The organism is Flaviaestuariibacter flavus (assembly GCF_004337505.1).
In the GTDB taxonomy this organism is placed as follows: domain Bacteria; phylum Bacteroidota; class Bacteroidia; order Chitinophagales; family Chitinophagaceae; genus Flavisolibacter; species Flavisolibacter flavus.
Genome location: NZ_SJZI01000008.1, coordinates 579,845 through 601,933, shown reverse-complemented (window position 1 = coordinate 601,933; position 22,089 = coordinate 579,845). Strand labels below are relative to the sequence as shown.

Annotated in this window: 22 protein-coding genes and 2 rRNA genes; 16 read left to right on the top strand and 8 right to left on the bottom strand. The window is 54.9% G+C overall.

All coding sequences use genetic code 11. The features are described 5' to 3' along the window. The 4 genes from EPD60_RS06755 to EPD60_RS06740 all read left to right on the top strand — a co-directional run. A 23S ribosomal RNA gene (locus EPD60_RS06755) occupies positions 1-1,178 on the top strand; the annotation flags it as partial. Between the two features lie 76 nt (positions 1,179-1,254). Further along, positions 1,255-1,366: ribosomal RNA gene (rrf, locus tag EPD60_RS06750) — 5S ribosomal RNA — on the top strand. Between the two features lie 240 nt (positions 1,367-1,606). Next, the gene (locus tag EPD60_RS06745) at positions 1,607-2,851 is read left to right on the top strand and encodes an MFS transporter (RefSeq protein ID WP_131448126.1); all 1,245 of its coding nucleotides are present in this window, start codon (positions 1,607-1,609) and stop codon (positions 2,849-2,851) included. Between the two features lie 57 nt (positions 2,852-2,908). Next, on the top strand, positions 2,909-4,969 hold the full coding sequence (locus EPD60_RS06740) for an alpha-ketoacid dehydrogenase subunit alpha/beta (protein WP_131448124.1): 2,061 nt from the start codon (positions 2,909-2,911) through the stop codon (positions 4,967-4,969). A 149-nt stretch (positions 4,970-5,118) separates the two neighbouring features. Here the strand turns inward: EPD60_RS06740 and EPD60_RS06735 are convergent, their stop codons facing one another. From EPD60_RS06735 to EPD60_RS06715, 5 genes are all read right to left on the bottom strand, one after another. Further along, positions 5,119-5,769 (bottom strand): response regulator transcription factor, encoded by a 651-nt coding sequence (locus tag EPD60_RS06735; protein ID WP_131448123.1) that lies wholly within the window; start codon positions 5,767-5,769, stop codon positions 5,119-5,121. Positions 5,770-5,805: 36 nt separating this feature from the next. Further along, positions 5,806-6,570: a sensor histidine kinase gene (locus EPD60_RS06730; protein WP_243647778.1), complete on the bottom strand. Its 765-nt coding sequence runs from the start codon at positions 6,568-6,570 to the stop codon at positions 5,806-5,808. A gap of 1,099 nt (positions 6,571-7,669) precedes the next feature. Next, entirely contained in the window at positions 7,670-8,410 is a 741-nt protein-coding gene (locus tag EPD60_RS06725; RefSeq protein ID WP_131448119.1) for a hypothetical protein, read from the bottom strand. A gap of 16 nt (positions 8,411-8,426) precedes the next feature. Continuing rightward, on the bottom strand, positions 8,427-9,089 hold the full coding sequence (locus EPD60_RS06720) for a response regulator transcription factor (protein WP_165871441.1): 663 nt from the start codon (positions 9,087-9,089) through the stop codon (positions 8,427-8,429). Further along, a complete protein-coding gene (locus EPD60_RS06715) occupies positions 9,031-9,885 on the bottom strand; it encodes a sensor histidine kinase (protein WP_131448115.1) in 855 nt (284 codons plus the stop codon). Before EPD60_RS06715 ends, EPD60_RS06720 begins: the two co-directional genes overlap by 59 nt. Positions 9,886-10,109: 224 nt before the next feature. On the opposite strand from EPD60_RS06715, the gene EPD60_RS06710 reads away from it, so the two are divergent. The 4 genes from EPD60_RS06710 to EPD60_RS06695 all read left to right on the top strand — a co-directional run bounded on the left by EPD60_RS06710 (position 10,110) and on the right by EPD60_RS06695 (position 13,633). After that, positions 10,110-11,159: a hypothetical protein gene (locus tag EPD60_RS06710; RefSeq protein ID WP_131448113.1), complete on the top strand. Its 1,050-nt coding sequence runs from the start codon at positions 10,110-10,112 to the stop codon at positions 11,157-11,159. Positions 11,160-11,330: 171 nt separating this feature from the next. Continuing rightward, on the top strand, positions 11,331-11,990 hold the full coding sequence (locus tag EPD60_RS06705) for a response regulator transcription factor (protein WP_131448111.1): 660 nt from the start codon (positions 11,331-11,333) through the stop codon (positions 11,988-11,990). 14 nt (positions 11,991-12,004) lie between these two features. Beyond that, positions 12,005-12,751, top strand: a complete 747-nt coding sequence (locus EPD60_RS06700; RefSeq protein WP_165871440.1) for an SAM-dependent methyltransferase — start codon at positions 12,005-12,007, stop codon at positions 12,749-12,751. A 216-nt stretch (positions 12,752-12,967) separates the two neighbouring features. Beyond that, positions 12,968-13,633, top strand: a complete 666-nt coding sequence (locus tag EPD60_RS06695) for a response regulator transcription factor (RefSeq protein WP_131448107.1) — start codon at positions 12,968-12,970, stop codon at positions 13,631-13,633. 56 nt (positions 13,634-13,689) lie between these two features. Here EPD60_RS06695 and EPD60_RS06690 read toward each other — a convergent pair whose 3' ends face one another. Further along, positions 13,690-14,424 carry a hypothetical protein gene (locus EPD60_RS06690; RefSeq protein ID WP_131448105.1) on the bottom strand — a complete coding sequence of 245 codons (735 nt, stop codon included), beginning with the start codon at positions 14,422-14,424 and terminating at the stop codon, positions 13,690-13,692. 29 nt (positions 14,425-14,453) lie between these two features. Between EPD60_RS06690 and EPD60_RS06685 the strand changes: the two genes are divergently transcribed. Together EPD60_RS06685 and EPD60_RS06680 are read left to right on the top strand one after the other, a co-directional pair. Continuing rightward, positions 14,454-15,263: an aminotransferase class IV gene (locus EPD60_RS06685; RefSeq protein ID WP_131448103.1), complete on the top strand. Its 810-nt coding sequence runs from the start codon at positions 14,454-14,456 to the stop codon at positions 15,261-15,263. 24 nt (positions 15,264-15,287) lie between these two features. Continuing rightward, complete coding sequence (locus EPD60_RS06680; RefSeq protein WP_131448101.1) at positions 15,288-16,610, top strand: cryptochrome/photolyase family protein; 1,323 nt, start codon at positions 15,288-15,290, stop codon at positions 16,608-16,610. Here EPD60_RS06680 and EPD60_RS06675 read toward each other — a convergent pair. Together EPD60_RS06675 and mqnB are read right to left on the bottom strand one after the other, a co-directional pair. Then, positions 16,599-17,420 carry a 1,4-dihydroxy-6-naphtoate synthase gene (locus tag EPD60_RS06675; RefSeq protein ID WP_131448099.1) on the bottom strand — a complete coding sequence of 274 codons (822 nt, stop codon included), beginning with the start codon at positions 17,418-17,420 and terminating at the stop codon, positions 16,599-16,601. The genes EPD60_RS06680 and EPD60_RS06675 overlap by 12 nt on opposite strands. Continuing rightward, positions 17,417-18,061, bottom strand: coding sequence for a futalosine hydrolase (mqnB, locus tag EPD60_RS06670; RefSeq protein WP_131448097.1), 645 nt, complete (start codon positions 18,059-18,061; stop codon positions 17,417-17,419). Before mqnB ends, EPD60_RS06675 begins: the two co-directional genes overlap by 4 nt. A gap of 159 nt (positions 18,062-18,220) precedes the next feature. Here mqnB and EPD60_RS06665 point away from each other — a divergent pair, with 159 nt between their 5' ends. The 6 genes from EPD60_RS06665 to EPD60_RS06640 all read left to right on the top strand — a co-directional run bounded on the left by EPD60_RS06665 (position 18,221) and on the right by EPD60_RS06640 (position 22,023). Continuing rightward, the gene (locus EPD60_RS06665) at positions 18,221-18,637 is read left to right on the top strand and encodes a 6-pyruvoyl trahydropterin synthase family protein (RefSeq protein WP_131448095.1); all 417 of its coding nucleotides are present in this window, start codon (positions 18,221-18,223) and stop codon (positions 18,635-18,637) included. Between the two features lie 120 nt (positions 18,638-18,757). After that, entirely contained in the window at positions 18,758-19,174 is a 417-nt protein-coding gene (locus tag EPD60_RS06660; protein WP_131448093.1) for a 6-pyruvoyl trahydropterin synthase family protein, read from the top strand. Between the two features lie 57 nt (positions 19,175-19,231). Then, a complete protein-coding gene (folE, locus tag EPD60_RS06655) occupies positions 19,232-19,831 on the top strand; it encodes a GTP cyclohydrolase I FolE (protein ID WP_131448091.1) in 600 nt (199 codons plus the stop codon). Positions 19,832-19,912: 81 nt separating this feature from the next. Beyond that, positions 19,913-20,344, top strand: coding sequence for a four helix bundle protein (locus EPD60_RS06650; RefSeq protein WP_165871439.1), 432 nt, complete (start codon positions 19,913-19,915; stop codon positions 20,342-20,344). 113 nt (positions 20,345-20,457) lie between these two features. Then, positions 20,458-21,348, top strand: a complete 891-nt coding sequence (gene fabD, locus EPD60_RS06645; RefSeq protein ID WP_131448087.1) for an ACP S-malonyltransferase — start codon at positions 20,458-20,460, stop codon at positions 21,346-21,348. A gap of 177 nt (positions 21,349-21,525) precedes the next feature. After that, complete coding sequence (locus EPD60_RS06640; protein WP_131448085.1) at positions 21,526-22,023, top strand: hypothetical protein; 498 nt, start codon at positions 21,526-21,528, stop codon at positions 22,021-22,023. Positions 22,024-22,089: the final 66 nt, after the last annotated feature.

Sequence of the window (22,089 nt, the reverse complement as noted above, 5' to 3'; positions counted from 1 at the left end):
CTAGGCAAATTGACGCTGTAACTTCGGGATAAAGCGTCCCTACTTCGGTAGGGCACAGTAAAATGGTTCAACCAACTGTTTAACAAAAACACAGGGCTCTGCAAAATCGCAAGATGACGTATAGGGCCTGATACCTGCCCGGTGCTGGAAGGTTAAGGAAGGATGTTCGGGGTAACCCAAAGCTTCTGACTGAAGCCCCAGTAAACGGCGGCCGTAACTATAACGGTCCTAAGGTAGCGAAATTCCTTGTCGGGTAAGTTCCGACCTGCACGAATGGTCTAATGAGTTGAACACTGTCTCCTCCACGAGCCCGGTGAAATTGTAGTATCGGTGAAGATGCCGGTTACCCGCCACGGGACGGAAAGACCCCGTGAACCTTCACTACAACTTTGCATTGATTTTGAACAACCGATGTGTAGGATAGTTGGGAGACTGTGAAGTGGCCTCGCCAGGGGTCATGGAGTCATCGTTGAAATACCAACCTTCGTTTGTTTAGAGTCTAATCCCTTACGGGAAACAGTGCATGGTGGGTAGTTTGACTGGGGTGGTCGCCTCCTAAAAAGTAACGGAGGCTTGCAAAGGTTCCCTCAGTACGGTTGGTAATCGTACGTAGAGCGCATCAGTATAAGGGAGCTTGACTGTGAGACAGACGCGTCGAGCAGGGGCGAAAGCCGGCTGAAGTGATCCGGTGGTTCTGTATGGAAGGGCCATCGCTCAAAGGATAAAAGGTACTCCGGGGATAACAGGCTGATCTCCCCCAAGAGCTCATATCGACGGGGAGGTTTGGCACCTCGATGTCGGTTCGTCACATCCTGGGGCTGGAGAAGGTCCCAAGGGTTCGGCTGTTCGCCGATTAAAGTGGCACGTGAACTGGGTTCAGAACGTCGCAAGACAGTTCGGTCCCTATCTGTGGTGGGCGCAAGTAAATTGAGAGGACATGACCTTAGTACGAGAGGACCGGGTCGTACGTACCGCTGGTGTATCTGTTGTGCCGCCAGGTGCAGCGCAGAGTAGCTATGTACGGACAGGATAAACGCTGAAAGCATCTAAGCGTGAAACCTTCCTCAAGATGAGTTTACTTTTAAGGGTCGTCAGAGACGATGACGTTGATAGGCTACAGGTGTAAAGCTGGTGACAGCAAAGCCGAGTAGTACTAATTGCCCGTACGCTTTAATTTTTATTTATTTACTCCTCGTTTTAACAACGATTCCAATATGTCACCTTATTGTTGATTACTCGTAATCATCACCTTATTATGGTGGTTTTGCCGAGGGTGTTCACCTCTTCCCATCCCGAACAGAGAAGTTAAGCCCCTCATGGCCGATGGTACTGCACCACAATGCGGGAGAGTAGGTAGCTGCCATATTTATTAAAAAAAGCCTCGATCGAAAGATCCGAGGCTTTTTTGCATTTATACCCGCACACGCACACCTCCCACACACAACTGATAAAGGCTAAAAGCAAGAACATACGCCCGCCGAAGACGAATTGATTCCGTGGGGCGCGAAGCAATACTAAAGACATCGCTCCGCAGGCCGGGATCGTCTTTTGACAAGTCATACAATCCGGTGACAAGCCACTGGCGGGCATAGCGGAACTTCGCCTTATGAACCGGAAAGAACGCCTGCTGCTCCTTCTTCTTGCATCCATCAATTTTACCCATATCCTCGACTTCATGATCATGATGCCGCTGGGTAATTACCTGATGCCTTATTTCCGGATATCGCCGCAGCAGTTCACGATCCTGGTTGCAGCCTACACGGTCAGTGCCGGGGTATCGGGCTTTATTGCTGCATTTTTTGTCGATCGCTTTGACCGGAAGCGTGTATTGATCTTCGGATACGCGGGATTTCTTATTGGCACCCTTGCCTGTGGCTTCGCACCAAGCTATGGTGCCTTACTCGGCGCACGGCTGGTGGCCGGTCTCTTCGGTGGGTTAATCGGGGCTCAGGTGCTCTCCATTATCTCCGACGTCTTCCCCTACGAAAGGCGGGGACGTGCCATGGGCGCCGTGATGTCTGCTTTTTCTATTGCCTCCACATTCGGTGTGCCTTTTTCGCTTTACCTGGCCAACATCGTTTCCTGGCACGCACCCTTCCTGCTGGTGGGCAGCCTGGGCGCTGTGTTGATTCCGTTTATTGCTTACCATGTGCCCGCAATGGACAAGCATATCCTTCCGGCGAGGGAGCGCGCCACCCGGTTTTCGGCACTGGCCTCCGTTTGGCAGCATCCAAAACAGCGTCTTGCGCTGCTTTTTTCCGGTCTGATCATGATGGGACACTTCCTGATCGTTCCGTTCATCAACCCCTTTATGGAGTTTAATCTCGGTTATTCGAAAAAGCAAACGCCCATGATCTACCTGGCGGGCGGGATCTGCGCCTTTTTCGCGGCTAATTACCTCGGTAAGCTGGCAGATAAATACGGGAAACTGCGGGTGTTTACGGTTTGTATCCTTCTCTCGCTGCCCCTGGTTCTCTTCCTCACCCATATGCCGCGGATACCGTTTGCGGGCGTGCTGGGCTTTTTCGGACTTTGGTTCATCATGTCCACGGGGCGAGGTGTCGCTGCGCAGGCCCTGGTAAGCAACGTAGTGCCGCCCCAAAGCCGCGGGTCGTTTATGAGTTTCAATAGCAGTGTGCAGCAGCTGGGCACCAGTGCCGCCTCGCTTCTGGCGGGTGTTCTGGTACTAAAAGGGGAGCAGGGGCAGATCCTGCGCTACGGCTGGTTGGGTTATGCCAGCCTTGTTATTCTCCTGCTTTGTGTCTTCATTGGTCAATACAATTTTCGCGACACCCACCAGGCGGGTATAGGGGCCGCAGCTCCCGCCGCCAAAACCATCGCCGCAGAATGAGTTTGACGGGCGCGCTGCGGCTGTTTCGCTTACTTTTGCGGCTCACCAACCTTCTTTATGGACCGCGATCTCTTGCTATACGCCTACCGTCAGATGTACCGGGTCAAGCAAATGGCCGAAACCTATGAAGCCAACCGGTCCATCACCAAATACGTTCACTCAACTTCACGCGGCCATGAGGCTATCCAGCTGGCCACCGCGTTGCAACTGCTTCCCTGTGATTGGGTCAGTCCTTATTACCGCGACGAGAGCCTTCTGCTTGGTATGGGCTGGGAGCCCTACGAGCTGATGCTGCAGTTGCTCACTAAAGGCGAAGATCCTTTTACCGGGGGGCGGTCTTATTATTCGCATCCCAACAGCCGCCGGGAGGACCGGCCGAAAATGATTCACCAGAGCAGTGCTACGGGTATGCAGGCAATCCCCACCACCGGTGTTGCCCAGGGCATTCATTACCTGGAGCAGATCGCGTCGCCGCTGCTGGAGAAGGGGCCCGGAGGCGAGCTGCCTGTTGTCATTTGCTCGCTTGGCGATGCCAGCGTAACCGAAGGCGAAGTAAGCGAGGCGCTGCAGTTTGCGGTGCTGAAAGAACTACCGATCATTTACCTCGTACAAGATAATGAATGGGGCATTTCCGTAACCGCAGCCGAAGGCCGCGCCATGGATGCCTATGAATATGCGGCCGGCTTCAAAGGCCTCAACCGCGTGCGGGTAGATGGTACCGATTTCGAAGACAGCTACGATACGATGCGCAAAGTGGTGAAGCTGGTACGCGAGCAGCGCAAGCCCTGGCTGGTGCACGCAAAGACCTGCCTGCTCAACCACCACACCAGCGGTGTGCGCAAGGAGTTTTACCGCACCGAGGAAGACCTGGCGAAGCATGCCTGCTCCGACCCACTGGTGCTGCTACGCCAGAAGCTGGCCGGCATTGCCGACCCGCGGGAGCTGTCCCGCATCGAGGAAGAAGTAAGCCGTGAGGTGAAGGATGCTTTCGGGCGTGCGGTAGCGGCACCCGAGCCCGACCCGGTTCATGTAACCGATCATGTTTTTGCCCCGACGCCGGTTACCGAAGAAAAAGGAGAGCGCGCTCCGGCGGGAAGAGATAAAGTGATCATGGTGGATGCCGCCCTGTTTGCCATCCGCGAGCTGATGGACCGCCACCCCGAGTGCCTGCTGTACGGCCAGGATGTAGGCAAGCGCCTCGGCGGCGTGTTTCGCGAAGCGGCGACCCTGGGCGAGCAGTTTGGCGACCACCGCGTATTCAACACCGCCATCCAGGAAGCCTATATCATCGGCTCCACTGTAGGCATGAGCGCCGTCGGACTCAAGCCAGTGGTGGAGGTGCAATTTGCCGACTACATTTACCCTGGCTTCAACCAGCTCGTAACCGAGATTTCGAAAAGCTGTTACCTCTCCATGGGCAAGTTCCCCGTGTCGAGCATCATCCGCGTACCCATCGGCGCCTATGGCGGCGGCGGGCCCTACCACAGCGGTTCGGTGGAATCAACACTGCTCACGATCAAAGGGATCAAGATCGCCTATCCGTCCAACGCGGCCGATATGAAAGGCCTGATGAAGGCCGCTTACTACGATCCGAACCCGGTGGTGATGCTGGAGCACAAAGGCCTGTACTGGAGCAAGGTGCCGGGCACCGAAGACGCCAAAACGATCGAGCCTTCGGATGATTATATCCTGCCTTTCGGTAAAGGCGCCGTGGTGCTGGCTGCGGAAGCGGACGCTGTTGACAACGGTGAAAGCTGCTGCGTCATCACCTACGGCATGGGCGTTTACTGGGCGAAGGCCGCGGCAAAGCAGTTCGCCGGCCGCGTGGAGATCATCGACCTGCGCACGCTGTTTCCGCTTGATGAAGAACTGGTGTACACTACGGTGCGCCGGCATGGCAAATGCCTCGTGCTCACCGAGGAGCAGCAGAACAACTCCTTTGCCGAAGCGCTTGCCGGGCGCATTTCCAAAAACTGCTTCCGTAGCCTGGATGCACCGGTAGAAGTGCTGGGCGCGCTCAACCTGCCGGCCGTTCCGCTCAATATGGGCCTGGAGGCGGCAATGTTGCCCACTGCCGCCAAGGTGGGGGAGCGACTGGCGCAGCTGCTGTCCTTTTAGATATCCGGCGCTTGCGCCGGATATCGCGACGGCACGACGGCGCAACGTTTTTCTATACTGCATTTCCATATTACAAAGGGCTCGCAATGCGAGCCCTTTGTAATTCGTTGTGTCGTCGTGCCGTTGTGAAAATGGCCCGCCTGCGGGCCTTAGTCCACCAGGTTATTTTTCACCGCAAAGAAAACGAGACCAGCGGTGTTCTTCGAGCCGAATCGCTCCATGAGTCGGTCTTTTATGGCTTCCACGGTGCGGTTGGAGATATCCATTTTCTGGGCGATCTCGGTGGCGGTGTATTCCATGCAGATATATTTCAGCACGTCTTTCTCGCGGTCATTGAGCACGATCTCGCTGTTGAGCGAAGGCACGGCCTTCTGGCGGGTGTGGGCTTTTTTGAGGAGGATGCGGTTGACGAAGTTGTTGAGGTAATAGCCTTTTTCATAAACGTCGAGGATGGCCTTGCGGATCTCCTGCGGCTCGGCGTTCTTGAGCAGGTAGCCCTGGGCGCCGTTTTCCATCATGTGGCTTACAAAGCGCTCGTCTTCATACATGCTGAGCACGATGATGTGGATGTGCGGGTAATCCTTAGAAAGCTGCTTGGTGGTTTCGATGCCATCCTTGATCGGCATCCGCAGGTCCATCAGCACCACGTCGGGCTCCGAAACGGCGATGCCGTTGAGCAATTCCTCGCCGTTTTCGGCCTCCTGTACAAATTTGATATTGGCGTATTGCTTCAGCGACAAGACCACCCCTTTCCGGAAAATCTTATGGTCGTCGGCGATGGCTACTTTGATTACTGACATGATCGGGCTACCTCGCGGTAAAATTACGACTAAATGCTATGTAGCGAGGGCCTCCTCGCGGGGTACCTCCACAGTTACCTTGTAATAGGTCTGCGATGCGTCTTTTTCAAACAGGATGCGGCCCTGGGCTACGCGTAAACGGCTACTGATATTTTTCAGGCCGAGGCCAGTTTTACTTTTATTGAGGCGCTCGAAATCGCTTTGCACGATGCCGCGGCCGTCGTGGTGGAGGCGCAGCACGAAGTTGTCGCCCTGCACGTGCTGGGTGATGTGGATGAAGGAGGAGTTGGAGTGCTTGAGGATATTGGCCACCAGCTCCTGCACCACGCGGAACACGAGCAGCTCGGTGTCGGGGCGGAGGCGGTCGCGGTACTCATGAAAGCGGCTCGACACGTTGAGCTGGCCCGAGCCGCCGATCTTCTGCACCAGGTCGTTGACGGCGCTCTCGAGACCGAAGTTGCGCAGGGTAGGGGGCATCAGCTGGTGCGAGATGTTGCGGATCAGCTGGATGGTATCGTCGAGGATCTGGCGGGCCTGGTAGATCGACTGGAGCTGGGAGGCTTTGTCGAGGTTCACCAGGTTTTCGTTGAGGTAAAGGCGGGCGGTGGCCAGCAGGGGGCCGGCATCATCGTGGAGGTCGGCCGCAATGCGCGAGCGCTCGTCCTCCTGCAGGCGCACGGAGGCGTTGAGGAGGAGCTTTTGCTGCTCCTGCTCCATCATCTGCAGCTGGTTTTGGTAGCGGATGACTTTGCGTTGGTGGAAGATGACGAAGAGGATCAGGCAAGTCACCAATACTAGCATTCCCAATGTACCTAAGAGAAGTGCAGTGGAATAAGTCGAAGACTGATTTGCTTGTAAAAGGAACATTTGCTTATAGGATGAATTGGGTGGAGGCGGTTGTTAGCGATTTCCTTTTGCCTGATAAGATGATAAAACTAATTCCAAAGCAAATATTCTTGACGGTTGAACACATATTGGCAAACGTCCAATATGCGTGTCTTGTGGCGCTGTCAACTTGATTTGCAAGCACATAGAGAAAGAAAGATCCAGCTAAATATATCAGTATGCCTGACGCTATCCAGAATGTATAGCGGTTATACAAAAAAGTATCAGAAACATTTTCCATTTCTTGTAAAAAGAAAAGGAAAATGTAAATCATAACTAATATCGATTCAACTCCAATCGCAATCGAATCCAATACTTGGTACTTTCCAAAAATCTTGTAAACCAACCAAAAGGCTGCAAAACAAACACTTAGAATTTGGATGCTCTTCTTTGTAGTGTTTCTATAAATAAGATTGTAAAATAAATAGGCGAAGAAACAATATTCAATAAGTGTAAATAAGGAGTAGATCGCGATGGTTGAATTCATCGGGAGTTGCGATGCTAGGAAATTGGTAACGAATTCAACTACCGCATAGCCAAAAACAACCCGTGCGATTTTGTTAGGCCAAAACTTTCTAAAATGACGCAGAAATATAACTATAGGCAGGAGGGATATATATATCGCTATATATACAAAAAGGTTTTCTATAGTTTTGGCCATCAGGCCAAATATAGAAAACCTTTTTAAATAAGTTGTTTGTGTGGATTAGATGGCTTCCCACCAAAGTCCATCAGTAGGAGGTGTTGGGGGATCCGTAGGAACTGCGCGGAAGGTCTTGATAGTTTTCATACCAGTAAGTTTTCGTTTTTAGGTGATGTAAAAGTCCACTTCTGGATGAGAAAGATCAATAGGTAGTAACTCTTATCATTGTTTTCGAAATGGCCGAAAACCCGCTTTCTGTGGGCTTTTTACGGCCCATAATTGCGCATAATACGATAATAAAATGGGTGAAAATACTAGCTAAAAATAGTAAAATTACTATTGGTTAAACGGAGATGTTCGCTCCGACAAACGCTAGGTAAAATCTAAGGTTTGATTTTCTTTCTCTTTCGTTTTCATAATAGTGAAAAACATCACACTGCAAACAATAGTTAGCAATACTAAATGGAACACATTTACAGCTTTGAAATAGAAAGAAAATTTGTTGACAAAGAAAAAGGCAGAAGTAGGGAAAATCAACAAAGAAAGCGTGCAATAACAAAAGATTCCGTATACAGTGGGCGTTGTATACATCCAGCTAATATCACGTTTGAATAAAATATAATGCAATACAGTTAGAGCAATTGTAAGCAAAGCGTAATTTATTCCAGCATAAACCTCTCCAATCCAAATTCTTGTAGATGTTGTTTGAGTATCAAGAATTATGTATAAAAAACATCCTCCTAAAGCGAAACTAATCGTACAAAATACAAATTCTATTCTTTTAAGTAGTAAGGAGTCAAGATTGTACTTAAATATTTTAAAAAAAAATAACATCTCGAACATTCCGTAAACAATATTCAAGACTTCACCCATTTGTCTAAGAAAAATATTGGTTTTTTTATCATTATTTGCCACAAAGACATAAATGGAATCTTCAAGAACCAAAAGGAGAAATACTACGCTTGTAAATGCTACACAATAGCTTTTAAATCTCGAATGATTCTTTACCGAGATAAGCTTTAATACATAGACAATGCACAAAGTCTCAACAACAGGCTTTACATACCACCAATAAGCCCAATCATACAATAAATGTTCAAGTATCTCTTCCATAAAATATATAATAAACTCAATCCGTCACCACCCCATTCTTCAGCGCCAGCATCACCAGCCCCACCCGACTTTTCACATCCAGCTTGAAAAACAACCCGTCGCGCAGCACGTCCACGGTGCGGGGTGTTAGTTTCATTCGCTGGGCGATCTCCTTATAAGTCATATCGGAACAGGCGAATTGCAGGAAAATGAGCTCCTGCTCGCTCAGCAGGGTGTTGTTCACGGCCTGGCCGTCGCGCGCCTGCATCCGGAACAGGTTAGCGAGCTTCCCGGCCGTCTGGCTCGAATAGTAAAACCCCGTTTCCACCACGGTCTGCAGGGCATAGCGGAGGTCGCCGGGACTCACATCCTTTTTCAGGAAGCCGGCCACCCCCAGTTGCAGGAGCCTTATCAGCGCCAGCTCCGAGTCGTACATCGTCAGCATCAGGGTGTGCACCTGCGGGTAACGGGTCTGCAGGGCCTCCGCCGTGTCGTAGCCGTTCATCGTGGGCATGTTGAGGTCCAGCAACACAATGTCGGGAATGCGGCCGGCCTGGAGATGGTCCATCAGCTCGGTGCCGTCGCCCGATTCGTGCAGGACTTCAAATCCCTCGAAGCCGCCGATGAGGCGGGCCAGCGCATTACGAAGCAGGATGTGATCGTCGACTAGGGCGATCGTGTAGGTTTTGCTCTTTTTCATTGGGGTCATTGATGGGTAATGTAAATAGGAGGCGGGTGCCGGCACCAGGTGCCGATTCCACCAGAAAGCTTCCCGAGAACAGCTCGAAGCGGCTGCGCAACGTATGCAGCCCGGTTGACCTGCCCTTTTTGGCCGGGAGCTCTTCCGGGTCGAAACCGGTGCCGTCGTCGCGCACTTCCATGCGCAGGTTGTTCTCGTCGTAATCGAGGCAGAGCGTCACGTTCTTCGCCTTCGAGTGCTTGAGGATATTGTTGAAGCACTCCTGCACCGAACGGAAAAGGAGGAGCTCCTGCTGGGCCGACAGGAAGTCGGTTTCGCCCTTGATCTGGAAGTCGATCTGCACCGGCGAGCTGCGGCGTATCCGCTCAATTTCAGCGCGGATCGCGTTGAAAAGGCCTTGCTGGTGGATGATATCGGCGTTGAGCCCCCGCGAAATAGCACTCAGGTCGTTGATGGCGCCGCTGATCATCTGCTGCGCATTGGCGGCAAGCGCGGCCACCGGCGGGTGCTCGGCGATCTGGTGCAGGGTAAGCTTGGCCAGCGTGAGCGAGAGATTGATATTGTCGTGGATCTCCTGCGCGATGTTCTTAAATGTAAGCTCCTGTATCTCCACCTGGCTGCGCAACAGGTTATTCGCATGCTCGTGCTTCAGGGCGATGAGGCGCGACAGGAAGGCCTGGTGGCGTTTCTGGTTCATCAGCAGGAGGGCCATCAGGATACCCAGCACCGCGGTCATAACCAGGATGGTCGCAACGAGAAAAACAGCGATGTACCGGGGCGAGGTGAGGTGGTTCATGCGCGTTACAGTTAGTTTCTATCTAAATGTACTGCCCCCGGTTCGATAAAACCATGGGAAAAAAACCAGAATTTGATGGTTTTTTTCCCATGGATGCTTTTCCGCGAAATGACGTTTTTCTCACCGGGGCCTGCTCCAATCTGGCGCCCCCGGCGGAAAAATCCCCGACCGCGCTGGTGAAAAACCCATGGTGCCGCCCCGCGGCCGCTTTAGTTTTATGGTATATGAAGCGGATCGTGCTGCTTTTGCTGCTCGTACACCCCACGCTTTGCGGGGCCGGCCAGGGTGACCGCTGGCTGCAGCTGCCCGATTCGCTGCCCCGTCCTCCCGAAGCGCCCGCCCGCAACCCGCAGCTGCGCGCCTTTGTTCAGACCGCCGCCCTGCTCGACGCGGCCCTTACCTCGCTCAATTCACTACAGTCGCTCGTACATAAAGACAGCTACCGCAACCGGATCGGGGCGCTCAACAACCCTGCTTCCACCGAAATGGGCTTCAGCCTCGAAGCGGAGATCCAGGTGGCGCTCCGTCCCATACTGGCAAAGGCGCGGTCCACCAACACCGAAAAGTTCGGGGAGGTCATCACGTCTTTTCTCAGCAACGGCAGCCGGCTCGACGCCGGCAAGGTGCTGCCGCTGTTCCCGGCGCTGGCGGGCCTCGTGGGCAACCTGGCGGTACGGGAAAAATCGGTGACGCGCGCCGACGTGGACAGCTTCCTGCAGCAGGTCGGCCGCTATTTCGCGCCCTACGAAAAGCTGCAGGCTACCAACGACGCTTTCGAAGACGGGGCGGATCGCTTTCAGCACCGCCTCCAGGAACTGCAATTCGATATCCGCGAGTATGCGCTCGACATGGCGACACTCCTGCATGCAAAAAGCACCCGGAGCGCGCTTCGCGAGCGGACCATCGAGGAGCTGTTGCTGCAATACTTCGAGGCGGGCGCGCTGGAGGCGCTCGACACGGCCCGCTCCCTGCCGCCCTACCCGCCCGACGGGCTTACCGGGGCAAAGAATATCTGCAACACGGTGCAGAAGCTGTTTCGCGACTACCAGAAGCTGTATGCCGATAATTACAACCAGATCCGCGGCATTCTTCAGGGCGCCCGCCCGCTGGGCCGCGCCGGCAATCCCCAAAGCATCGATGCGGCGCTGAAGGAACTGGAGGAGCTGTACCAGCAAAGTGCCCAGGCCGATGTGCTCAACCTGCGCATCCAGACCCTCACCGGCCGCCTCCAGGCGCTGGTGCAAAGCGTACTGGCGGCCGCTGCACCGCGCTAGCCGTCTGCCTGAACTTTTTGCCTTTCCGGCTGTTTTCCACGCCAGAGCTCCAAAATAATTCGTAAACTCGCTGAATTGCACGCCGGACGGGCCGCGAATAGCAAAAACACCTAGTTTTGCCGCGATCCTAAGGCATTCGAATTCAAACTATAAAAAACCAACCTAACCGCTATGACGGCCCACCAGCAGATCCGGGTGGCCCTTGCCGACGACCACAAGATCTTCCGGGACGGTATCCGGATGGCGCTTACAGGGCGCAACTTCCTCCAGATCATCTGGGAGGCAGAAGACGGCAAGGACCTCCTGCACAAGATGAAGCTCAAACAGCCCGATGTGCTGCTGATGGACATCCGTATGCCCGAACTCGACGGCGCCAACGCCCTTTCCCTCCTGCGCAAGGAATACGAAGAAACCCGCATCATCGTGCTTACCATGTACGACGACCAGGAGATGATCACCAAGATGATGGAGATGGGCGCCAACGCCTACCTCACCAAAACCACCGACCCCGACGAGATCTACCAGGCCATTATTACCGTGATGAACGACGAGTTTTACTTCAATGAGCTCGTTAACAAGGCCGTGCTGTTGAAGCTGCAATACAAGAAAAAGGTCAAGCAATTCTACCCCCACTCGGTGCAGTTCACCGAAAAGGAGCTCAAGATCCTTAAGTGCATCGCCGAGGATATGACCACCGAGGAGATCTCCAAGGAAGTGTTCCTCAGCCCGCGCACCATTGAAACGATCCGCCAGAAGATGAAGGAAAAGGTAGGTGCCAAAACCATTGCGGGCCTGGTGATGTACGCCATGCGCAACCGCCTGCTTGAATAAATAAACCGCGCTTTTTGAACCAGCTCAACGACCAGTTTTTTGCCGGCCAGTACCGCGAGGTGTGGCGGCGCACCATCCCGGCCGGCCTTACCGAGGCGGAGTGCGATTTTATTCTCGACGCTTCCGGCGCGGCTCCCGGTGCCCCGGTGCTCGACCTCCTTTGCGGCTACGGGCGTCATGCCCTGGAGCTGGCCCGCCGCGGGTACCCCGTAACAGCGGTGGACAACAGCGAACCTTATATCGACGAGATCCGCGCCGCCGCGGCCGCTGAAGGCCTGCCGGTGACGGCGGTGTGCGCCCCGGTGCAGCACTGGGCGCCCGAAGGGCGCTATGCCATGGTGATCTGCATGGGCAATTCCTTTGCCTTTTTCGACGCAGCCGGAACGCGCGTCCTGCTGCAGCGCATTGCCGCGTCCCTGGAGCCCGGCGGCACCCTCATCATCAACAGCTGGATGATCGCCGAGATCGCCCTCCATCACTTCAAAGCCCGCGAGTGGCACGAGCTGGAAGGCTACAAATACCTCATCGCCAACGAATACCACCTGCAACCCGCGCGGATCCACTCGGAGCACACCCTCATCAGCGCCGCCGGCGGGGTGGAAACGATCCGGGGCGTGGACTATATCTTCAGTCTTTCCGAGCTGGAAAGCTTCTTCGGAGAAGCCGGCCTCCGGCTCGAAGCCATCTACAGCACCCCGCGCAAGCGCCCCTTCCGCCTCGGCGACGGCCGCGCCTACCTGGTGGTACGATCGGACAAGTAGCGCCGGAGACCTGCGGTACTACACTTAAATAGGTACGGCACTCTTTGTTAATTCGCGATTGCCGGTTCCCGTTTCCAAAGTTTAGGTGGAAGCTCCTATTGGCCCGCCCGGTAAAGCCTCGTAATTTTACGATGCCAAAACACGTGTTGTTCCGTAGCCCCGGCCCGGACGAATCCGTAGCTTTGTGGCGCTGATTTACTGAAAACCGATCCCAATATGAAAAATCCTGGAACCCCGATAAAAGTGGCCATTGCCGACGACCATCACCTGTTCCGCACCGGAGTCCGCACGTCGCTTTCCGCTTATCGCGACATCCAGATGGTAGCCGAAGCCGAAAACGGCATGCAACTGCTGAACCTTCTCCGCCATATTCACCCCGACGTGGTGCTGCTTGATATTCAAATGCCGATCATGGACGGTCTGTCCACCCTGCCCGAGATCAAGAAGCTGTACCCCGATGTGAAAGTGATCATGCTGTCGATGCACAACGACCACTCGATGATCAGCCGCATGATGGAGCTCGGCGCCAACTCCTACCTCACCAAGGAGTCGGATTCTGAAACGATCTACCAGGCGGTGAAGACCTGCTTTGAAGACGAATTTTATTTCAACGACCTTACCAATAAGGCGCTGCTCAACCGCCTGCGCACCCGCAACGATGCAAAGGATACCGAGCTGGAAGCACCGCTGACCGACAAGGAAAAGACGATCCTGAAACTGATGTGCGAAGAAAAAAGCACGAAAGAGATCGCGGAGATGGTTGAAATCTCCCCACGCACCGTGGAAGCCATCCGCGACAAGCTCAAAGTGAAAACCGGAGCGAAGTCGATGGCGGGACTTGTGATGTATGCTGTAAAGGCAGGCATTGTGGAGCAAGCCTAGAGAATATCGAATAACGAATATCGAATATCGAAGTGCCGGCGCATCTGCCGGCATTTTTATTCACTGCTATTTGGTGCTGCAGCGCATTCTTTTTTAGCGTGGGAAATTGCTTCTGGCGGGTAGCTGTGGTCGAAGTCGGCTAAGCGATCGGCATACAGCGTTCGGAAATAGTCAAGCATCGAAAGTCCGAAGGCACAGGGCTTGATGCCTTTGGCGCGCAAGGCGATGCTCGCCCGCGACTTTGAGTAGAAAATTATGTAGTTGAGCCCATCCCACACGCCTTCATTGGGCCCGCCCGGCGCCGGTCCCAATTGCCGGAGGCGCAGGAGGCAGTATTTGAGTCGGACGGAATCGCCCAGGAAGAGACAGCTGTGCGCCATGCTTCTAAAGCTACCCTCGGCCTGCTCGCGTGAACTGCGCCCGCGAGCCGAATCGAGTTCGTAAAAGCGCTTTTCCCAGTAGTATGCCGAATCGTGCGCGCCCATCAAATCGTACGCGTTGGGTAGCATCAGGGCAAATTGAGGATCGTTGCCTGAGGCGGCAAAGGCGGTGAGCAAGTGGATTCGGGCCTCCCGTGCCGGCGCCACCATGCTGTCGCTTTCCATCATCTGGTAGTGAAGCGCGCGGGTAAAAAGCTTCGACCCCGCTTCAAATTCGCGGAGCGCCAACTGCATTTGTGTTTTGGACTCCTCGCACCCAACACAGAGCACCATGGTGATCAGGAGCTTCATGAAGCGACTCATGGCTGGAATATTTTTTCCAAGATAGTTTTTTCCGTGCAGGTTCGCCATTGAACCGTCCCGTCCGCTTATTTTGCAAGATGCCCGTCATCTGCCACAACGGTCGTTTCCTCGATGCCGATGCGCCGGTAATTGCCGGCAGCAACCCCGCCTTCAAGTGGGGCGAAGGGCTCTTTGAAACGATGAAGCTGGTGGATGGCCGCATCCTTCTTGCCGCAAGGCATTGGGCGCGATTACACAACGGGCTGGACCGCCTCGGCATGAACGCGGGCGCCCTGCAGGTGGCGGTGCTCGAAAACCTGCTGCACGAGCTGGCCGCGCGCAATCAATGCGAAGGCGCCGCCCGCCTGCGCCTGCAGGTATACCGCGAAGGCGCGGGCCTTGGCTTCGTGGCCGAAGCTTCGCCGCTCGACCCGGCTGATCTTTCCTGGAACGAGCGGGGCTGGAGCATCGGCCTTTTCCCCGACGCCCGCATTGCCGCGGATACTTTATCGCCGCTGAAACGCAGCAACTACCTGCCTTACCTGCTGGCAACCCGCTTTGCGGAAGAGCAGGGTCTTGACGAATGTCTCCTGCTCAACGCCTGGGAGCGACCCGCCGACGGCGCGCGGACAAATATTTTCATCGTACGCCGGGCTGTCATTCAAACACCGCCGTTGACGGAGGGCGGCGTGGCCGGGGTGATGCGCGCCCATCTCTTAGAATGGCTGCACCGGCAGGGGCAGGCGGTGCTGGAAACGGAACTGACGGTAGCCGATCTGCTCGCTGCCGACGAGATCTTTCTCACCAATGCCCTCAAGGGCATCCGCTGGGTTGGGCGCTTTGGACAGCACGCGTATAGGGCGGATGTTTCGATGCGCCTGTACGAAGAACTGCAGGCAACCTTTTAGTCGCCTGCTTGTTATATAGTCCTGATGCCCGCACCGATCTCCATTTTCTGGTTTCGCCGCGACTTGCGCCTGCACGACAACCGCGGGCTTGCGGCGGCGCTGCGCTCCGGCCACCCCGTACTGCCCGTTTTTATTTTCGACCCTTTGATACTGAGCGGGCTTGATGCCGACGATGCCCGCGTTGCCTTTATTCACGCGGCCCTGGAGCGGATGCAGCAGGAGCTCACAGCGGCCGGTAGCAGCCTCCGCGTTTTTCATGCAAGCCCTGATGCAGCTTTTACACAACTGCTGGCGGAATACTCCGTTGGTGCCGTATTCACCAACAACGACTATGAGCCTTATGCGCGGAAACGCGACGCAGCCATTGCGGCAAAGCTCGCGGGCGCCGGTGTTGCCTTTCATAGCATTAAGGACCAGGTGCTTTTTGAAAAAGGTGAAGTGGTGAAGGAGGACGGGAAGCCCTACCTCGTGTATACTCCTTATTGGAAAAAATGGCGGAGCCTGCTGCGGCCCGAACACCTGGAAACTGCCGCATCGGAGCAATGTTTTCCGTATTTCTACAAGACGCATCCGCTGCCGGTTCCTACGCTGAAAGCATTAGGATTCGGAAATGCGGCAAAGAAAACTTTCAAAGTGCCGTGGCCTGCCGACCGGCTCTTGTCAGATTACCACCAAACCCGCGACCTGCCGGCGCTTGCCGGTACCACGCGCTTGGGCGTGCACCTGCGCTTCGGTACGGTCAGCATCCGCGCGCTGGCGCAGCGTGCCGACCGGCTCAACGAGACCTTCCTGAAGGAGCTTTGCTGGCGCGAGTTCTTTATGCAGATCCTCTGGCATTTTCCGAAAACGCAGCAGGCGTTCAAGCCGGCCTACGACGATATCCGCTGGCGCGACGCACCCGGAGAATTTGAAAAGTGGTGTGCCGGGCAAACCGGCTACCCGCTGGTAGACGCCGGCATGCGCGAGCTTGCCGCCACGGGCTTCATGCACAACCGCGTGCGGATGGTGGCAGCGTCTTTCCTGGTGAAGCACCTGCTCATCGACTGGCGAATAGGAGAGGCCTGGTTTGCAAAGAAGCTCATGGACTTTGACCTCGCGGCCAACAACGGCAACTGGCAGTGGGTGGCGGGCTGCGGCTGCGACGCGGCGCCCTACTTCCGCGTCTTCAACCCCGTACTGCAGGCGCAGCGCTTTGATCCGCAGGGCGAATATATCCGTCGCTGGGTGCCGGAGTATGGAACCGATGCATATGCAGAGCCGGTGGTGGAGCACAAATTTGCCACCGACCGTTGCATTGCAGCCTACAAGCGGGCGCTTAATGCGAGCCGGCAGCCGTTATTCCCATAAGCGGGTCTGCGGCTCGCCGAGCTTCTCCGTATAAATACGGGCGAAGGTGTCAACGGCGCGGCGACCTTCCTCTCCCAGTTCCATAGTGTAGTTGTTGACGTAGAGCTCGATGTGCTGGCGCATCACCGCTTCGTCCATGGCCTGCGCGTGCTGCTTGACGTAATCGCTGATGGCCGGGTACGTATCAAAGGAATGAATCAGCGAAGCCCGGATGAGGGCGTCTACCTTTTGCGCCGTTTCCTCGCCAAGTTCGCGCTTGATGGCGATGCACCCCAGCGGGATGGCCGCCCCATTGTGCTGCTCCCAGATATCGCCGAGGTCGGCAACCTTCAGCAGCCCGCGCTGGTGGTAGGTAAATCGGTTCTCATGAATGATCACGCCGAGGTCGACGGCCCCGCTGAGCACAGCGTCCTCGATCTCCGAAAACAGCATCGGCACCCGCTGCGTTACATCCGGGAAAGCGTGGTGCAGCAGGAAGTTGGCGGTGGTGTTCACCCCCGGGATGGCTACCCGGCAGTGCGGCAGGTCGGGGAGGTCAACGAGCTTTTTGGCGATGAGCAGCGGGCCAACGCCTTTGCCGAGTGCCGCGCCCGACTGGAGAAGGCGGTAATTCTGGCTGGTGCCGAAGAGTGCCGGGAAGCTCAGCTTGGTCACATCGAGGCGACCCTGGGCCGCCCATTCGTTGAGGGTCTGCACATCTTCAAGCACCGGCTCGAAGGTGATGCCGCCGGTGTCGATACCACCGTTAACGAGGGCGTCGAAAATAAAAGTATCGTTGGGGCAGGGCGAAAAGCCGAGTGTCAGTTTCATATGGAGTCGAGTTTCGTAAGCACGTCAAGGAGGTGCACATTCAGTTGTTTAATAGCGGGGCCGATGCTCCAGCGCGACTTATCGCGCACGCCGGCCGCATTGGAGAACGACCGGAGTTGTACAAAAGGCAGGCCGCTGCGAAGGGCGGCATAATGAAAGGCGGCGCCTTCCATCGACTCGGCGCTTGCGCCCAGCGCCGCGTAGTGCCCGATGCGCTCCGGCGCCGTAGAGATCTCGTTCACCGTCACCGCGTCGCACCAGGCGAGGCCCGGGAAGAGGGGCAGCACCGAGTTGTTAACGAGCCAGCCGTCGGTCCAGGGGGCGGCGGCGGGGTCGCCGAAGCCGAGGTCGAAGACGCTGCGGAAGCCTCCGCCTTCTTCCACCCCCAGGTCGCCCACGGTATCGCGGCGGATGAGCACCGTTTCGCCAAGCGCCTGGCCAGGGGCGACGGCGCCTGCGATGCCGGCCTGTACGAGGTAGCCCGGGCGGTCGGAAATGAGCCGCGCGGCCAGGTTCCAGGTCGATTCCAGCATGCCCACGCCCGTGATCAGCACATCCACACGCCCTTCAAAGCGGGGCAGGGACTCCAGCACAGGAGCGATCTCAAATTCGGTGGCGGCGCAAAGCAGGATGCGGGGCATGGGGCAAAGCTAAGGCAGGGAGAATGTGCTAGTGTGCTAACAGGGAAATGTGCAAAAAGCGGTAATGCGATGTGGTTGCGTTCGAGTTACCAATTACCAATTACCAATAGACCAATTAACCATTTTACCGGTTTATCTTTGCCGAAATTTTCAGCTGCAATGGTATTTCTCACGCGTGTGGAGCATTTTAATGCAGCACACAAGTTATATAACCCAAACTGGTCGGAAGAACAGAACGAAGCCGTGTTTGGTAAATGCGCCAATTCAAACTGGCACGGGCATAATTACGAGCTTTATGTAACGGTAAAAGGCCGGCCGAACCCCGACACGGGATTCGTGATGGATGTAAAGCGGCTGAGCGGCATTATCAAGGAACAGGTGATTGAAAAGGTGGACCACCGCAACCTGAACCTCGACGTGGATTTCCTGGAAGGACAGTTCTGCTCTACCGAAAACCTGGCCATCGGCATCTGGAACCAGCTCGTGCCGCATCTCCCCGAAGACGTTCGCCTGCACTGCATCAAGCTTTATGAAACCCCGCGCATCTTCGTGGAGTATTTCGGCGACGAAGGATAATTTTCGCTTCGCAGCCAACGATTGCTACATTTATACGTTTAATGGTTCTGTGGTCTGTTCCGGGCACTCTTTCCAAAGATCCAGCCAACCCAGGACCCTAGAACCCAAGAACCTTTTTTAATGGGAGAAAAAGTTTCCGTTTTCCGGCGCGAGCATTTTAATGCGGCCCACCGACTGTATAACCGTGCCTGGAGCGACGAGGTGAACGCCAAGGTATTCGGGAAGTGCAGCCTGCCGCATTTTCATGGCCACAACTACGAGCTCGAGATCCGCGTTACCGGCGAGGTAGATCCGCGTACGGGCTTCGTAATGGATATGAAGGTGCTCAGCGACCTCGTGCAGCAGCAAGTGGTGGAGCGCTTCGACCATAAGAATCTAAATCTCGATACAAAGGAATTCCGGGAGCTCAACCCAACGGCCGAAAATATCGCCATCGTTATCTACCGGCTTCTGCGTCCGTACATCGACCAGAACCTTGACCTGAAGCTGCGGCTCTACGAAACACCCCGCAACTACGTGGAATACCCGGTAGATTAGATGTTCCGATCGCTGATGTGCGATGTCTATTTTTTTTGAATACAATACTTTTTTGCAATGGCATATCATAAGAAAGAATACTACGACGAAGACGTAACCGAAGGCATGATGGCGGCCTACCGCAACATCATCGGGCTTGCCGGCGACGACGTGTCGCGCGAAGGTCTCGCGAAAACACCCGAGCGTGCCGCCAAGGCGATGCAGTTCAACACGCAGGGCTACAGCCAGGACGCGGTGGCCATCCTCAACTCGGCCCGCTTCCGCGAAGACGTGAGCGAGATGGTGATCGTAAAAGACATCGAGCTCTATTCCATGTGCGAGCATCACCTGCATCCTTTTTACGGCAAGGCCCATATCGCCTATATTCCCAACGGCTATATCACCGGCCTCAGCAAGCTGGCCCGCGTGGTGGATGTATATGCCCGCCGCCTGCAGGTGCAGGAGCGACTTACCACCCAGATACTCGGCGCCATCAAGGAAAGCCTCAACCCGCTCGGCGTCGCGGTGGTAATCGAAGCAAAGCACCTGTGCATGATGATGCGCGGCGTGCAGAAGCAAAACTCGGTCACCACCACATCGGCCTTCGACGGTGAGTTTCTCGACAACCATATCACGCGGAATGAATTCCTGAAGCTGATCGGCTCGAGCCTGTCGTAAAGAGTCTATTGGTCTATTAGTCTATTTGTAAACGGCCGGCTCTGCGTCCCATTATTCTGCATGGGAAAAACACTTCAATCCATGGGTAAAATCCCATGGATTTTTCTTTTAGCCAAAATAGGTTCACAGGAAAATGGAACTATGTATTTTCTGGATGATCTTGAAGTGTATCAACTTGCGCAAAAATTCAGTGAGCGAATTTGGGAAATCGTCGACAGGTGGGAGAGCTTTCCAAAATGGAGAATCGGATCGCAACTGACCGAAGCCGCCGATTCCATTTCTTCAAATATCGCGGAAGGTTATGGCCGGTACTTTTTCAAGCAACAGATTCTTTTTTGTCTATATGCTCGCGGTTCAATGATGGAATGCCGGAACTGGCTGCTAAAATCCAAAAGGCGTCGGCTGATTACTATCGATGAATATGATTCCTTAATGGAAGAGCTCAGGGATATTCACGGGAAGCTAAACGGCTACATCAGCAAACTAAAAAGGAATTTGCGAAAGGGGAAATAAGTCCCGTGAGCCTACCTTTGTCCACTTTGGCAGGTTCGGACTATTTCAGAAGCCAGCGGAAAAGTTAGCCTTACCAATAGACTAATAGACCATTAGACCAATAAACACTCTACATGAAGCACGCATTTGTTTTTCCCGGCCAGGGCGCCCAGTTTCCGGGTATGGGCAAAGCGCATTACGATAACAACGCTTTTGCCAAGAAACTGTTTGAGCAGGCCAACGAGCTCCTCGGCTTTCGTATTTCGGATGTCATGTTCACGGGCAGTGAGGAAGACCTGAAGCAAACGAAGATCACGCAGCCTGCCATCTTCCTGCACTCGGTGATCGCTTTCCGCAGCATCGAGGGCGCACGCCCCGAAATGGTGGCGGGTCACTCGCTGGGTGAGTTCTCGGCGCTGGTGGCCAACGGCACGCTTTCCTTTGAAGACGGGCTGCGCCTGGTGAGCCTGCGGGCGCAGGCGATGCAGAAAGCCTGCGAGCAGACGCCTTCTACGATGGCGGCGGTGCTGGGCCTCGACGATGCGAAGGTGGAAGCCATCTGCGCCGAGGTGCAGCAGGAGACCGGCGAGGTGGTGGTGCCCGCCAACTACAATTGTCCCGGGCAGCTCGTGATCTCCGGCTCGATGAAAGGAATTGAAGTTGCCTGCGAGCGCCTCAAGGCGGCCGGCGCCAAGCGCGCCCTGGTGCTGCCGGTGGGCGGCGCCTTTCACTCGCCGCTGATGGAGCCCGCACGCGCCGAGCTGCGGCAGGCCATCGAGGCCGCTTATTTCAACTCGCCCTCCTGCCCCGTGTACCAGAACGTAGTGGCCAAAGGTGTGATCGACAAAGACGAGATCAAGCAAAACCTGATCGACCAGCTTACCGGCCCCGTGCGGTGGACCCAGTGCGTGCAGGCTATGGTCGCCGATGGAGCTTCGCGCTTTACTGAATGCGGTCCGGGCAAAGTGCTGCAGGGACTTATCGGCAAGATCCACAAAGAAGCGGTGGCCGAGTCGGTGAGTTAAATGATCGAAACCTATTTTTTTGAGCGAAGACCGGTTCCCGGTCTTTTTTTATGTGCGATTGCCGGAAGCCTGCTCTGTTTCGGGTGCGCATTAACGAAAAAACCCGGAAGAAATTTTATATCATTTTTTTCGGGTTGTGATTTTTTCTCTATTTTAACAACCTAAACTAAAACAACAATGAGAAAATTGTTCTTTCTTTTCGCAGCACTGCTTGTAATGGCAACGTCTTTCGCTTCGGTATCTCCGGTGAGCATCCCGAAGAATGCCAAGACCATCATGATCCCGGTAGGTAACACCGGAAAGTCGATCTCGCTGATGGATCTCTCCACGATCTCCATCGCCGACTACGAAGCAATGTCGGGCCGCAAGATGAGCGGCATCGACAAGATGGGTTTCCGCAAGGCCCAGAAGAAGCTTAGCAAGAGCATCAATGCCGACGGAACCCTGAAGGGCAAGCTGGCAAAGGCTACCGAAGGTGAAGGCTTCAGCTTCGGCGGTTTCGCACTCGGCTTCTTCCTCGGTCTGATCGGTGTACTGATCGCCTATGTTGCTTTCAGCGACGAAGGCAAGCGCAACCGCATCAAGTGGTCCTGGATCGGTCTCGGCGCTGCCGTTGTACTGTCGATCATCCTGGTTGTTGCCGTATTCAGCTCGGTGAAGAACAGCGTTAACTAAGCCTGTTTTTACTTCGGGTACCACGAAATACCCGACCTCATTTTCCCGAAAGGGCCGGATGCAGAT

Coding starts and splice junctions, on each gene's coding strand:
- EPD60_RS06745 (WP_131448126.1), top strand. CDS start 1,607: ATGAACCGGAAAGAACGCCTGCTGCTCCTTCTTCTTGCATCCATCAAT.
- EPD60_RS06740 (WP_131448124.1), top strand. CDS start 2,909: ATGGACCGCGATCTCTTGCTATACGCCTACCGTCAGATGTACCGGGTC.
- EPD60_RS06735 (WP_131448123.1), bottom strand. CDS start 5,769: ATGTCAGTAATCAAAGTAGCCATCGCCGACGACCATAAGATTTTCCGG.
- EPD60_RS06730 (WP_243647778.1), bottom strand. CDS start 6,570: ATGCTAGTATTGGTGACTTGCCTGATCCTCTTCGTCATCTTCCACCAA.
- EPD60_RS06725 (WP_131448119.1), bottom strand. CDS start 8,410: ATGGAAGAGATACTTGAACATTTATTGTATGATTGGGCTTATTGGTGG.
- EPD60_RS06720 (WP_165871441.1), bottom strand. CDS start 9,089: ATGAAAAAGAGCAAAACCTACACGATCGCCCTAGTCGACGATCACATC.
- EPD60_RS06715 (WP_131448115.1), bottom strand. CDS start 9,885: ATGAACCACCTCACCTCGCCCCGGTACATCGCTGTTTTTCTCGTTGCG.
- EPD60_RS06710 (WP_131448113.1), top strand. CDS start 10,110: ATGAAGCGGATCGTGCTGCTTTTGCTGCTCGTACACCCCACGCTTTGC.
- EPD60_RS06705 (WP_131448111.1), top strand. CDS start 11,331: ATGACGGCCCACCAGCAGATCCGGGTGGCCCTTGCCGACGACCACAAG.
- EPD60_RS06695 (WP_131448107.1), top strand. CDS start 12,968: ATGAAAAATCCTGGAACCCCGATAAAAGTGGCCATTGCCGACGACCAT.
- EPD60_RS06690 (WP_131448105.1), bottom strand. CDS start 14,424: ATGGCGAACCTGCACGGAAAAAACTATCTTGGAAAAAATATTCCAGCC.
- EPD60_RS06685 (WP_131448103.1), top strand. CDS start 14,454: ATGCCCGTCATCTGCCACAACGGTCGTTTCCTCGATGCCGATGCGCCG.
- EPD60_RS06680 (WP_131448101.1), top strand. CDS start 15,288: ATGCCCGCACCGATCTCCATTTTCTGGTTTCGCCGCGACTTGCGCCTG.
- EPD60_RS06675 (WP_131448099.1), bottom strand. CDS start 17,420: ATGAAACTGACACTCGGCTTTTCGCCCTGCCCCAACGATACTTTTATT.
- mqnB (WP_131448097.1), bottom strand. CDS start 18,061: ATGCCCCGCATCCTGCTTTGCGCCGCCACCGAATTTGAGATCGCTCCT.
- EPD60_RS06665 (WP_131448095.1), top strand. CDS start 18,221: ATGGTATTTCTCACGCGTGTGGAGCATTTTAATGCAGCACACAAGTTA.
- EPD60_RS06660 (WP_131448093.1), top strand. CDS start 18,758: ATGGGAGAAAAAGTTTCCGTTTTCCGGCGCGAGCATTTTAATGCGGCC.
- folE (WP_131448091.1), top strand. CDS start 19,232: ATGGCATATCATAAGAAAGAATACTACGACGAAGACGTAACCGAAGGC.
- EPD60_RS06650 (WP_165871439.1), top strand. CDS start 19,913: ATGGGTAAAATCCCATGGATTTTTCTTTTAGCCAAAATAGGTTCACAG.
- fabD (WP_131448087.1), top strand. CDS start 20,458: ATGAAGCACGCATTTGTTTTTCCCGGCCAGGGCGCCCAGTTTCCGGGT.
- EPD60_RS06640 (WP_131448085.1), top strand. CDS start 21,526: ATGAGAAAATTGTTCTTTCTTTTCGCAGCACTGCTTGTAATGGCAACG.